Annotated in this window: 9 protein-coding genes; 4 read left to right on the top strand and 5 right to left on the bottom strand. The window is 34.2% G+C overall.

Annotated features, from left to right (window positions below; all coding sequences use genetic code 11):
* The first annotated feature begins 270 nt into the window (after positions 1-270).
* Entirely contained in the window at positions 271-1,335 is a 1,065-nt protein-coding gene (locus tag CPHY_RS10800) for a Gfo/Idh/MocA family protein (RefSeq protein WP_012200111.1), read from the top strand.
* Positions 1,336-1,577: 242 nt separating this feature from the next.
* On the opposite strand, the gene CPHY_RS22135 is transcribed toward CPHY_RS10800, so the two are convergent.
* The 5 genes from CPHY_RS22135 to CPHY_RS10775 form a co-directional block, all read right to left on the bottom strand.
* Positions 1,578-1,799 (bottom strand): hypothetical protein, encoded by a 222-nt coding sequence (locus tag CPHY_RS22135; RefSeq protein WP_012200110.1) that lies wholly within the window; start codon positions 1,797-1,799, stop codon positions 1,578-1,580.
* 352 nt (positions 1,800-2,151) lie between these two features.
* The gene (locus CPHY_RS10790; RefSeq protein ID WP_012200109.1) at positions 2,152-2,991 is read right to left on the bottom strand and encodes a metallophosphoesterase; all 840 of its coding nucleotides are present in this window, start codon (positions 2,989-2,991) and stop codon (positions 2,152-2,154) included.
* A gap of 39 nt (positions 2,992-3,030) precedes the next feature.
* A complete protein-coding gene (locus CPHY_RS10785) occupies positions 3,031-4,737 on the bottom strand; it encodes an outer membrane protein assembly factor BamB family protein (RefSeq protein WP_012200108.1) in 1,707 nt (568 codons plus the stop codon).
* 561 nt (positions 4,738-5,298) lie between these two features.
* Positions 5,299-6,894, bottom strand: a complete 1,596-nt coding sequence (locus tag CPHY_RS10780) for an outer membrane protein assembly factor BamB family protein (protein ID WP_242657941.1) — start codon at positions 6,892-6,894, stop codon at positions 5,299-5,301.
* Between the two features lie 880 nt (positions 6,895-7,774).
* Positions 7,775-9,568, bottom strand: a complete 1,794-nt coding sequence (locus CPHY_RS10775; protein WP_012200106.1) for a heme NO-binding domain-containing protein — start codon at positions 9,566-9,568, stop codon at positions 7,775-7,777.
* A gap of 576 nt (positions 9,569-10,144) precedes the next feature.
* Here CPHY_RS10775 and hydE point away from each other — a divergent pair.
* The 3 genes from hydE (at position 10,145) to hydF (ending at position 14,050) form a co-directional block, all read left to right on the top strand.
* Positions 10,145-11,263 (top strand): [FeFe] hydrogenase H-cluster radical SAM maturase HydE, encoded by a 1,119-nt coding sequence (hydE, locus tag CPHY_RS10770; protein ID WP_012200105.1) that lies wholly within the window; start codon positions 10,145-10,147, stop codon positions 11,261-11,263.
* Positions 11,256-12,674, top strand: a complete 1,419-nt coding sequence (gene hydG, locus CPHY_RS10765; protein ID WP_012200104.1) for a [FeFe] hydrogenase H-cluster radical SAM maturase HydG — start codon at positions 11,256-11,258, stop codon at positions 12,672-12,674. The genes hydE and hydG overlap by 8 nt, the downstream gene beginning before the upstream one ends.
* A gap of 125 nt (positions 12,675-12,799) precedes the next feature.
* Positions 12,800-14,050, top strand: coding sequence for a [FeFe] hydrogenase H-cluster maturation GTPase HydF (gene hydF / locus CPHY_RS10760; RefSeq protein ID WP_012200103.1), 1,251 nt, complete (start codon positions 12,800-12,802; stop codon positions 14,048-14,050).
* Positions 14,051-14,163 lie beyond the last annotated feature (113 nt).

The raw sequence follows: 14,163 nt of genomic DNA, 5'->3' as shown, positions 1-14,163 counted from the left end.
CTCATTATTTGACGTAAAATTTAATTTAGATCCTTTTCCATTCTTTAGCATATAATATTGATACTTATTTGTTACATCTTGATAGAGAAGTCTGTTATTATGTGGTACTTTCATAAGTTGATTTTTCCTACCATTGCTCAGCGCGAATAGATTTTCATTCTATACATAACAGAATAGTGTATTTATTTTTCACAAATATTGTGTTAGTATAGAGGCGACTATAGAATATAAACATAAGACATTCAAAGGAATTCAAATGTGGAGGTTAAAATGAGTAAAATTAAATACGCAATTATTGGTAACGGATACCGTGCCATGGCATTTTTAAGGGTTGGTCTAGCTTTGCCTGACCAATTCGAAATTACATCTGTTCTATTTCGTAACCCTGAAAAAGCATCGGAATTTTCCAAGATTTATAATATACCTACTTCTTTAACGATTAAAGATTGTTTATCAACAAAGCCTGATTTCGTAGTAATTGCTATTGGTAGGGACGCAAATGCTGACATGATAACAAAACTCATTCCCTATGACATTCCTATGCTAGTGGAAACCCCTCCGGCTGTAGAATATGATGTTCTTATAAGATTGTGGGATAATGTTAAAGCTAATAATACTAAAATTCAAATAGCCGAACAATATTTTCTTCATCCAATGTATCAAGCTAAGTTAAAAGTGCTTGAGAAGAATATTTTAGGTGAAGTAAGTAATCTAAATATATCCTGGGCTCATGATTATCATGGTGTAAGTCTAATGCGTAAATTATTAAATGTAGGCTTTGAAACAGCACAAATTTATGGAAAAAACTATAAATTTCCTGTAACAGTAACGGATTCTAGATACGGAATACGAACAGATGGTGACATTATTTCAGTTAATCGTGCACGTTACACTTTTGAATTTGAAAGTGGTAAGATAGCATACTATGATTTTACTTCGGACGTACAATACCGCTCTAAAATTCGTACTCGCCATTTAAATATTCAAGGGGTTAGAGGTGAAATAGATGACCTCACGGTTCGTTCACTGACTAGTGACAACCATCCATTAGTACAGACTTTTGAAATTACAGAGGATATTAATACTTTGTCAACTTATTCTATAAACTTAGGTAATGAATGCCTGTACACCAATCCTTTATACCATGCTAGATTCACAGATGATGAAATTGCCATGGTAAATTGTTTATTAGGTATGCATGAATATATAATAACTGGAAAAGACTTTTATTCTTTTGCAGAAGGATGCCAAGATACTTATTTCTTTATCCTTATGCAAGAAGCCCTAAAGCAACCTAATATTCCAATTCAGACTAAAGTACAACCATGGAATTAAATCTCTTACCTGTATATCGGAATAGGCTAATTGAATTCAATTAAATTTATTCTCTGCAATCAAACCACATTAAAGGAGCAGTCTAAAAGGTAATAATCCCTTTTGGACTGCTCCTTAAAACACTACATTATCTCTAAATAGCTGTGGTAGCTGAACATCTTATTTATGTAAAAGTTCAACTTGAACGGACATCATTAATCTACCTTTTTCTGCGGATAATACTTTCCAAATAGGTATCTATTTTACGGTAATACCATATATTTTTTGTCCCTTTGTTCCAACCACGATTGAATTATTAAAGGCTGCTGGGGAAGCCTCATTTTACCTAAATTAATCGTATCGTATAATTCTCCCGACACTCCATCTACCATATACATATTTCCTGTGGAATCACAAAGAATTACATATCCATTCCCGTCTTTATCATATAGAGCAATCGGGCTAGACCAACCGTAATTTGCCACATCAACACTCCATACGGTTTCACCAGTGTACTTATTAAGTGCAACTAATTTTCAAGAATCTTTTCCACCGGTTCTAGCAATTACAAAGTAAACAAGTGCTTCTAACTTTTGATCACCAAGTAAAGCGGTTGCTTGAACACCGCCAGAAATGATACACAATAAAACTGTACACTTTTAATTCGTTCTAGTTCTAATATCGGTGAATGTATCGTAAACAATAGGTGAAAAGCTTTTTGCTGCACCCAATTATAAAGCTAGGGAAACATAATCATAAAGGAAAAGCTCGAAAAGTGTTCTTTTCTTGTTATAAAAACAGCCTCAAAAAGTGAAACTTCTTGAGACTGCCTATTTATCATTTGTGTTTTAAAGAGACTACAACAATGTTAGGAGGATTTAAAAAACGAAACGGTTTTAATGTCATACCGATACCTTCACTAACAATCATAGTAGCATCGCATCCAGTAATTGTTTCCTTTAAGTCATATTGTCCCTTAATGTATTTTTCTGCGCCTGGACGTAATACCCCTTTCATGAATGGTATAGTCACCTGTCCACCATGAGAGTGACCTGCAAGTACAAGTAAGGATCCATTTGCTTTAATATTATCTATTACATCCGGTTCATGTGTGACAACAATACGAAATGGTGCATCTGGTAACTGATAGCGATTAGGATCCACACTACCTAACAAGTAATCATCATAACCTATAATGGATAAATTTAAATCGGATAAAGTTAATTCACTATCTCTTAATATCTTAAATCCACCATCTGTCATAACTTTCTCATAAATTGGTTCTGCTCCCCCGCCATAATCATGATTGCCATAGACTGCGATTTTTCCATAGGATGCCTTTATTTTCTTTAAGCTTTTACTTAATTCCTCAATATTTACTAACTCTTGGTCTCTATTGTAACTATCGATTAAGTCTCCGCCAAAGATAACTACATCTGGTTTTTGTTCGTTTATAAAATCTACTAGTCTTGTTATCTTTTCCTGAGGATAATACTTACCAAAATGGGTATCTGTAAAAAATACAATTTTTAATTCCTTAACATCTTTCGGTACTGTTACTGAATAACTCTTTTTTAGTAGCATATTGGGTTCAATCAGTCTCGCGTAACAATAGAGACAAATCCCTAATATGATAACCATTACGAAACCAATAATAAGTCTTTTTATAAATCGCAATATTACTACCTCTTACCCTTTTTACCTTTTATGTGATATTTATTTTACAGTAATACCGTATATTTTTTGTCCCTTGGTACCAACAACGATTGTATTATCAAAGGCAGCAGGAGAAGCCTCAATTATTTTACCTAAATTAATTGTATCGTACAATTCTCCTGATAATCCATCTACCATATACATATTTCCTGTAGAATCACAAAGGATCACATATCCGTTATCATCTTTATCATACAGTGCAATTGGGCTAGACCAACCGTAATTTGTCATATCAACACTCCATACGGTTTCACCAGTGTACTTATTAAGTGCAACTAATTTTCCTGAGTCTTTTCCACCAGTTCTAGCAATTACAAAGTAAACAAGGTCGGACAACTTTTTATCTCCTAATAAAGCGGTCGCTTGTACACCACCAGAGACATTTGCAACTGTTGTACATGGATAACTACGCTTCCAAACAATTTCTCCTGTTGCAGCGTTCACTTTCATAAGTGGGATATCTCCCTCATGTTTTTCGTTTGCTGTCCAATGAAGAGAAGTTGATATATAAATATATGCAGTTCCATCTTCAACACTTTCTTCTAATACTGGAGATGCGTTTGTATCATCTAGAGTATCCTGTACCCAAACAACTTCCATTGTATTTAAATCGATACAGAACATGTCACCACAATTATCTGTGATATACAAAAATCCCTTCCAAATTGCTGCAGAAGATTCCATTCCAAGCCAATAACGGTTTTCTTCTTCTCTACTACGATCTGTAGTATAACGCCACTTTACGGGCTTATCTGGGTTAATGGAAACGCTTTTACCGTCATACTTAGTATTAAGTTTCATTGTATAAAGAATTCCATTTTCACCTGGTTGAATTACTGTATCTGTTGCAACATCAATTAGTGGTGAAGAATCGTATGCATGGAATTTATCATTGTCAGTTCTTAAAGAAAATTCATCGTCATAACCATATTCATAAATTACTTTGCCCTGGATTAAGTCAACGATAAAGGTTCTTGCACAGTCTTCGCCCATAGAGTCGCCGGCACCTGCAAAATAAAGAGGAACTTCAGATGGATATAAACTTCCAGTTCCTTTGATTGGGAATCCAAGAGATATCTTATCTCTTGTTGGTTTACCATCATCTAAATCCATAAAGTATATGTTACCATCGGCTGTGGAATAGATAACTTCCACAAGTCCTTCTTTGTTCTTTTTATCCTCATAAAGGTTCATTGCTTTACGTGTCTCATCTTTCCAACGAACAATCAGAGGTTGTCCAGTCCAACAGCTTCCAAGCCAATAACCTTTTGCTACAGTTTTCTTTAATTTGCCTGTATCAATACTCCATGTCTTGGAACGATCGAATTTTTTATCTACGATATTAGCAGTACCAAATGTTGCACTACTACGGAAATTATTACCACGGAACGTAATAATTCCTTCCATATCAGTATAATTTCCACTAAAATCAATTACTTCATCCCTATTATAATTTGAAACGATCTGATCATCTACCATTAAATCAGACTGAAAACCGAATAATTCCTGTCTTGTTGTAGCACTTGTAGTTGGTCTTCCTGATACTAATAACTTTTGATCTAATGTATAGTTAGGAGGATTAAATACCTCAACCGCAGATTCCTCTCCCAAGGTGAGATTCTTTAATTTCCCTTTCGAACCGCAAGCTGACAAACTTATAGCAAGTAAGCCTACACAACATATCGCAACTAATTTTTTATTTCTCATTTCTTCCTCTTTTCTGTGCAGTTTTTTTATAATACAACTGTTTGTTATAGCAAAATAAGCGCTACACAGTGAAAACTGTACATTTTTATTTCTTTCTTGCTTCTATATCTGAAATTGATGTAATGTATCGTAAACAACAGATGAAAAGCTATCTGCTGCACCCCAATCAAATCGGAAAAGTCCCTGACCTCCGCCTCCGGCGACAAAACTGAATGGTTCCTATAGTCCTTTATATCCATACATATTTCTAGAATTATATCTTTTGTGTAGATTGGTAAAAGAGCATTAATTAATTTACATTTTGTGTACCTCCCATAATACTAAGTTTCCATAATGAACAACTGTTATTAATAGGTTAGGTGATTCCTACTTTTACAGTATTCCTTATTATAACAAGGGATAAGAAAAAGTACAACCGTTTAACATTTACTTATAAGTCTTAATATTTACTTATAAGTTTTAAGAATAATCAAAATTCAAGGTAATGATATGTCACAAAATTTAAGATTGTCTTACAAATATTACATTACCATTATAACCCTTTTACCTTCTACGCGATATTTATTTTACAGTAATACCATATATTTTTTGTCCTTTGGTACCAACAACGATTGTATTATCAAAGGCAGCAGGTGAAGCCTCAATAATTTTACCTAAATTAATCGTATCATATAATTTTCCTGATAAGCCATCCACCATATACATATTTCCTGTAGAATCACAAAGGATTACATATCCATTCTCATCTTTATCATATAGTGCAATTGGGCTAGACCAACCGTAATTTGTCATATCAACACTCCATACGGTTTCACCCGTATATTTATTAAGTGCAACTAATTTTCCAGAATCTTTTCCACCGGTTCTAGCGACTACAAAATAAACAAGGCCAGATAACTTTTTATCTCCTAATAAAGCTGTTGCTTGTACACCACCAGATACACCAGCAACTGTTTTACATGGATAACTACGTTTCCAAACAATTTCTCCGGTAGCAGCGTTCACTTTTAAAAGAGGAATATCACCTTCTTGCTTTTCATTTGCTGTAAAATGAAGAGAGGTTGATATATATAGATATGCTGTTCCATCTTCCATACTTTCTTCTAATACTGGAGATGCGTTAGTATCATCTAGTGTATCTTGTACCCAGACGACTTCCATTGTATTTAAATCAATACAAAACATGTCACCACAATTATCTGTAATGTATAAGAATCCTTTCCAAATTGACGCAGAAGACTCCATACCAAGCCAATAGTGGTCATCTCTACTTCTATCTGTAGTGTAACGCCATTTCACTGGTTTCTCTGGGTTAATGGAAACACTCTTACCATCATACTGTGTATTGAGCTTCATAGTATATATAATTCCATTCTCACCTGGCTGTATTACTGTATCAGTTGCAACATCGATAAGCGGAGAAGAATCGTAACCATGAAATTTATTGTTGTCAGTTCTTAAAGAAAATTCATCGTCATAACCATATTCATAGATTACTTTGCCCTGAATTAAGTCTACGATAAAGGTTCTTGCACAGTCTTCTCCCATAGAGTCACCAGCTCCTGCAAAATAAAGAGGAACTTCAGACGGATATATACTTCCGGTTCCTTTGATTGGAAATCCAAGATATATCTTATCTCTCGTTGGCTTACCATCATCTAAATCTAAAAAGTAAATGTAACCATCCGCTGTGGAATAGATAACTTCGACAAGTCCTTCTTTGTTCTTTTTATCCTCATACATGTTCATCTCTTTGCGTGTCTCATCTTTCCAGCGAACAATCAGAGGTTGTCCAGTCCAACAGCTTCCTAGCCAATAACCTTTGCTGGATACTGTTTTCTTTAACTTACCTGTGTCAATATTCCATGTCTTGGAACGATCAAATTTTTTATCAACAATATGAGCAGTACCAAATACTGCACTATTACGGTAATTATTTCCACGGAAAGTAATAATGCCTTCCATAGCAGTATAATTTCCACCACTAAAATCTATTACTTCATCTCGCATATAATCCGAAATAATCTGATCATCCACCATTAAATCACTCTGAAAACCAAATAGCTCTTGCCTTGTTGTATCACTAGTCATTGGTTTTCCAGATTCTAATAACTTTTGTTCTAAGGTATAGTTTGGAATATTAAATACCTCAACCATAGATTTCTCTCCATAAGTGAGATTCTTTAATTTTCCCTTGGATCTGAAAACTGACTTAACAATAGTTAGTCCTCTTCTACATATTGATAAAATTTTTTTATTCAGCACTCTCATTTTTCCTCTTTTCTGTGCGGTTTTATGTATAGCACAAACTGTTCAATAATAAACAGGTGCTACATAGTGAAAACTGTACATTTCTATTTCTTTATGCTTTTATATCTAAAAAAGATGTAACGTAATGTAAACTGGAACAACTGTTATTAATAGGTTGGCTAATCCCACAGTATTCCTTATTATAACAAGTCTAAAAGTAATCAAGAATCATGATAATGATATGTCACAATATTTAAGATTGTTTTACAAATATTACATTACCATTATTAAACCTTTATATGTTTTTTAACTAGACTCTTTCTGTACCTATAAAATGACCGTCTGGGTCAATGATGGTGAACAGACATAGATTAAGTTGTTTGCATTTTTCTTTCTGAGTATTTTTCTATGGAATCATCTTATATTAGTAATTTTTTTCTAGCGGATTCGTATTATTTTATATGCTTGGTAGATTATTTCCATATCAATCCAAAGTATACAGTATTATCTGTATACTTACAAGAATACGCCCATCTTTTAAGGTGGGGACATGTCATTAGTTGGATCTATAATACTTGACAAAGAGCTCTATTAGTAGCTGCTCTAATCCATGACAAGGAAAAGCTAGCAGAGTTGCTTATTCTATTTAAAATAAAATTTCAATAAAAAAAGCTTTCACTCATAGTTTATGATACTATAAGAGAAAGCTCTTAAATTTTATATTGGTTATTCATAACAATGAAAAGTTAGCGAAGTGTACTTTTCTTTATTTATCTACTTTTAAAAATTATAGCAGATATTTATCCAAGTCTTCCTTAAAGTTAACAATCATATTGTCAAATACTTTAATTAAATGAGTAAGGTCCTTAATTTGGTCAACATAAATAGTGACATTGCTGTTTGCTTCTTGAGTGGAGGCAGAATTTTCTTCAGCGATAGCTGCTAAGTTTTCTATATTCTCAAACAAGGAAGATATATTTTGTACTTCACTCTTTAATTGTACAGAATTCTGAACCATCTCATCCGATACATTCTTGAGATGCTGATTTGATTGACTGGAAGTATCTACTGCTACAGACAATTTTGTGTTTTCACCTTCAAGAACTCCATACTGAACATCAATATTTTGAACGATTTCATCGATGCTTTCTAAGAACCCTGTTAAACTCTCATTAATTTTTCGTACTGCTGAATTGGTTTCTTCTGAAAGTTTTCGAACCTCTTCCGCAACTACTGCAAAACCTTTTCCAGCATCTCCTGCTCTTGCAGCTTCAATGGATGCATTTAACGCTAATAAATTTGTTTGATTTGCGATACTTGATACAATCGACACGATATTGGTAATATCCTTCGCATTTTCTTGTAAATCATAACCGCTGTTTTTGATACCATTAAATTTATTAAGTACGTTATTAATTTCAGCTGCAGTGCGCTCTACATTAGTAAAACTTCCTTCAATATCAGTAACTGCAAGTTCGATTTGTCCTTTGTTTTCCTGACTCTTATCAGATACTTTTGATATACTTCTGATACTATCATCAAGTACATTAACAGCTCTTTCTGTATCACTTGCTTGGGTGATAGCTGCATTAGCTACTTCATCTAAGACATGTGTAATATCATTTGAGGTAGATTGCATTGTTTTAGAAATCTCTGATACAGACTGATTAAAGGTAAACATCTCATCCACGATGGAATGAAAGCCAATAAAGTCTTTTTGAATATTTTGTTTAATCTTATTAATTTCGCGCATATAAGATTCATATTCGTCTTTGGACTTAATCACAGTTGTCTCAATCATATTTCTTTGACCAAGTTTCTCTAATTCTTTCAAGATAAACTTTCTAGGTCGATTAAATACTGCAGAGGTAAGTAACGTCGAGATTAAAGTAACGCCACCTAGGATTAAGGCTTTCGCAACATCATCAAGAAGAAATACACTGGCAAGAGTAACTAAAATCGTATTTAAAATGGTTACTTTTAAAGTTACAGATTTTAAAACACCAAAGGAAAAGACTCTATTAAAATGAAATTTCTTAATATATTGAATTTCTGCTTCAAAAGTTAATTTCAATTTAATTTCATCCTGTGATCTCGTTACCTCTTCCACTTCGATCTTTTCATTAAAATAATTGGCAACACCGTGTATTAATCCTTTTAAGTAACTTCCCATCCCTCTTTTAGAGCGGTATGTAAAATAAATCTCATGAGATGATATCGGTGTAACATCCAGAGTCGGAGGCGTAGCTCCTTTAAATCTTTTCATAACGATGATATGAACATCATTCATCGACTTTAAAAATTGATATGCAGATTCGTGACGAAAGAATCCAGGATAAAGAGTACTAAAGGTTTTTATATTCTCTTCGCCCATAATAACCCAAATCTCATCTTTATCTTTACCGACAGAGTTACCGATATGCTCCACAACTCCCATTGCGGTTTTATCTTCTACATCTTCCAAAGGTGAAAAGATATAATTAGTAGGAATAGCATATGCCTTAAGTGCGGAATCGACAACTTCACTTCCAAACAACTTTCGACATGATTCTATCCATGATGAAACAACAGTTCCTTTCATATTTACAGCTCCTTTGTAACATTTTGAATAATATTATCATATTTTATCACATTATAGAAGTTTTGACAATCGAAGAAATCTGTGGTAACTAAGTAATAAGCAATTTTACTATTAGTATCAATATTACTATTGTAAAGATGAATCAATTATTTTATAATGAAAAACGTATATAACCTCATGTTGTCTGTTGACCTGTTAAGATCCGTTCTGCCAGGAAAACAACCTAATTAAATGATATGCACTAACATCCTAAGAATCTCATATCTTAATGAATTCTGCGGGGAAAGGCTGACAAATCGTACATACTACGTTTTTTTCGTGCGCCTTTTACCAAAAGGCGCCTTTTTTAATTTAACCTCATCAGGGAAGGGACTTCCCTGTTTTAAAATGCCACGTAGTGGCGATGAGGTAGAGCTGGTAGCGTAAGCGGATAACTTGCTTGTAGACAAGTGGGAATATCTGCGTTGACTTCTAGTTTAACTAATCTATGTAGGATGCACATTATATGCAATTGTTATTTTTATAACAATTGGAAGCTACTGTCTCATCGTGTTAGCTTCCTCTTCTTTCCTAAGGATGAGTGCGAGAAAGGAAGGGATTGATTCATTGATTAAATCTCCTAGCACCACTCTTTTTGAAGAACAAAAATTACTAGTTAATAAGCTGAAACAAGACAATCTATTAAGCAAGGAAGAATTTCTTACCTTACTAAAGCAATCCTCAGAAGAAATCAGTGAGTATTTATTCTCTTTAGCGCGTGAAGTGCGCCAAAAAATATACGGAAATAGTGTCTATATTCGAGGATTAATTGAATTTACTAACTTTTGTAAAAATGATTGCTTTTACTGTGGTATTAGAAAAAGTAACGCTAATGCAGAACGTTATCGGTTATTGGAAGACGAAATTCTAAGTGCATGTGAAATAGGCTATGAGCTTGGATTTCGTACCTATGTCTTACAAGGTGGTGAGGATGGCTACTATAAGGATGACTTTATCTGCAATTTAATTTCTAGGATAAAACGTGATTATTCCGACTGTGCCATTACTCTCTCGATTGGAGAACGAAGCTATGATAGTTACTTATCGTATTACCAAGCTGGTGCAGATCGTTATCTTCTGCGACACGAAACTGCTAGTGAGGAGCACTATCAAAAACTACATCCAAGCAATCTTACTCTTTCGAATCGAAAGCGCTGTCTCTGGGATTTAAAGTCCATTGGTTATCAAGTAGGCAGTGGTTTTATGGTAGGTTCCCCGTATCAAAAACCGGAAAACCTGATAGAAGATCTACTATTTTTACATGAGTTACAACCACACATGGTTGGTATTGGCCCATTTATTCCACATAAAGACACTCCTTTTGCAAGTGAATCTGCTGGAACTTTAGAACTCACCTTATACTTAATAGGAATCCTACGATTAATGTTTCCTAATGCTCTGCTTCCATCAACAACAGCGCTTGGAACGATTCATCCTTTAGGCCGTGAAAAAGGAATCCTTGCAGGAGCCAATGTAGTTATGCCTAATCTCTCACCAAGGGAAGTTAGAAGCAAATATATGCTCTATGATAATAAAATCTGTACTGGTGATGAGGCCGCAGAATGTCGTTTCTGTATGGAACGTCGTATGAATAAAATCGGTTATGAGATTGCAGTAGACCGAGGTGATTATAAGGGAGGAAAATGCTATGTATAATAAACAATCAAAAAAGGCAGAAGAATTTATTTCTAATGAGGAAATCTTAGAAACATTAGAATATGCAGAAAAGAATAAACATAATGAAGAATTAATCGATGAGATATTAAATAAAGCAAGACTAAAAAAAGGATTATCCCACCGCGAAGCAGCTGTTCTTTTAGACTGTGATATTCCAGAGAAAAATGAAGAAATCTATGCTTTAGCGAAACAACTTAAGGAAGATTTTTATGGTAATCGTATTGTTATGTTTGCTCCATTATATCTTTCAAACTATTGTATCAACGGATGTGTATACTGTCCATATCATTTAAAAAATAAACACATAGCTAGAAAGAAATTAACACAAGAGGAAATCCGAGAAGAAGTTATTGCACTTCAAGATATGGGTCATAAAAGATTAGCCTTAGAAACTGGGGAAGATCCAATCAATAACCCTATTGAATATATCTTAGAGAGTATAAACACCATTTACTCTATCAAACATAAGAATGGAGCAATTAGACGAGTTAATGTAAATATTGCTGCTACTACTGTAGAAAACTATAAAAAGCTTCATGATGCTGGCATTGGTACTTATATCTTGTTTCAAGAGACCTATCACAAAGAAAGTTATGAAGCCCTTCACCCAACTGGTCCTAAGCATGATTATGCTTATCATACAGAGGCAATGGATCGTGCGATGCAAGGTGGTATTGATGATGTAGGCCTTGGTGTTTTATTCGGCTTAGAGCGCTATCGCTATGAGTTTGCTGGTCTTTTAATGCATGCAGAACATCTTGAAGAAGTATACGGTGTGGGACCTCATACTATAAGTGTTCCACGAATCCGTCCAGCTGATGATATCGATCCAAATAGCTTTTCCAATGGCATCAATGATGATGTATTTGCTAAAATTGTTGCTTGTATTCGTATCTCGGTTCCTTATACCGGCATGATTGTATCTACCAGAGAAAGTAAAAAAACTCGTGAACGTGTGTTACAACTTGGAGTATCTCAGATTAGCGGAGGTTCCAAAACAAGTGTTGGAGGTTATGTTCATTCAGAAGAAGAGGATGATAAATCTGAACAGTTTGATGTTATCGACCAGCGTCCATTAGGGCAAGTCGTAAAATGGTTAATGGAACTTGGATTTATCCCAAGTTTTTGTACTGCATGTTACAGAGAAGGTCGTACCGGAGATCGTTTTATGAGTCTTTGTAAGAGTGGACAAATCGCTAACTGCTGCCTTCCAAATGCACTAATGACGTTAAAGGAATTCTTAATGGATTATGCAGATGAGGAAACTAGAGAAGTAGGTAATCAACTCATTGAGACAGAATTAGCAAAGATTCCAAATGAAAAAGTAAAACAAATTGCTAAGGATAATTTAATGTCAATCACTCTTGGTTCAAGAGATTTTCGTTTCTAAGAGAACCTATGATTCATGACAAGGAGAAGTTTGCGAAGTATACTTTTTGCTATGATCTTATATTATATGATCTTTTCCTTGTCACTAATATAATGCACAATGATATGCGCAGAATGGAGAACATCATGAGTTTAAATGAAACCCCACTAGCGGAGCGTATCCATATTGGAATCTTTGGGAAACGAAACGCAGGCAAATCAAGTCTACTCAATGCCTTAACCGGGCAAAATATTGCAATAGTATCTGATGTCCTTGGTACTACTACTGACCCAGTTTTAAAAACGATGGAACTACTTCCTCTTGGTCCTGTTGTATTTATCGATACCCCAGGTTTTGATGATGATAGTCTTCTTGGGAAAGATCGTGTGGAAAAGAGCTTTCAGATGCTTCGTAAAACTAATTTAGTATTAGTTATAATCGATACATTAAAAGGAAAAACATCAGAGGATATAGAGTTTATATCCATCTTAAGGGGTAAAAAGTTACCTTACCTAATTGTATATAATAAGAAAGACTTAGCAGAATCAACAGAAAAAGCTAAATCTGACTTAAATGATTCCTCTGAAAATGATAACACCAATGAAATTTATTTAAGTGCTAAAACTAAGGATAATATTGATCTTTTAAAAACGAAAATGATAGAAGCTTTATCTGTCGAAGAAAAGCAGATTCCTATTGTTGCTGACCTTATCTCTCCTTCTGATTTTGTTGTTCTGGTGGTACCGATTGATAAAGCGGCTCCTAAAGGGCGCTTAATTCTTCCGCAGCAACAAACTATTAGAGATATATTAGATGCTAATGCTACTGCTATTGTTGTAAAAGAGCATGAATTAAAAGAAACTTTATTACAGCTTGGTAAAAAACCAAAACTAGTGATCACAGATAGCCAGGTATTTAAGCAAGTTGATGAAGATACTCCAAAGGATATCTTACTGACCTCCTTTTCTATCTTATTTGCCAGATATAAAGGAGACTTAGATACTTTAGTTGCAGGCGTGAAAACATTAGATTCTCTAAAAGATGGAGACAAAGTATTAATATCGGAGGGATGTACTCATCATCGTCAGTGTAATGATATAGGTTCAGTGAAACTTCCTAATTGGATCCACAATTATACTGGTAAAAATATAGACTTTGAATTTACTAGTGGTTCTGAGTTTCCTACTGACCTTTCAACGTATCAGCTTATTGTACATTGTGGCGGCTGTATGTTAAATGAACGAGAAATGAAATACCGCCTGTCCTATTCTACTGATAAAATGGTTCCAATCACGAATTATGGAATCCTAATTGCTTATATTCATGGAATTTTGAAACGAAGCTTAGAGCCATTTCCAAAGATTCATCAGTTGTTAGAAGATAATAATATTAGATAGATTATATTGTAGAATATAAATAAGTAAAGGTTGTTACATTCCATTAATATCCCCTCTTTCAAAATGTAATACGATAAAGCTATTTACTCACCTATATAACCCCTACAGTCCAA

This window comes from Lachnoclostridium phytofermentans ISDg, assembly GCF_000018685.1.
Classification (GTDB): Bacteria; Bacillota; Clostridia; order Lachnospirales; family Lachnospiraceae; genus Lachnoclostridium; species Lachnoclostridium phytofermentans.
This window is presented reverse-complemented; position numbering and strand designations above follow the sequence as displayed.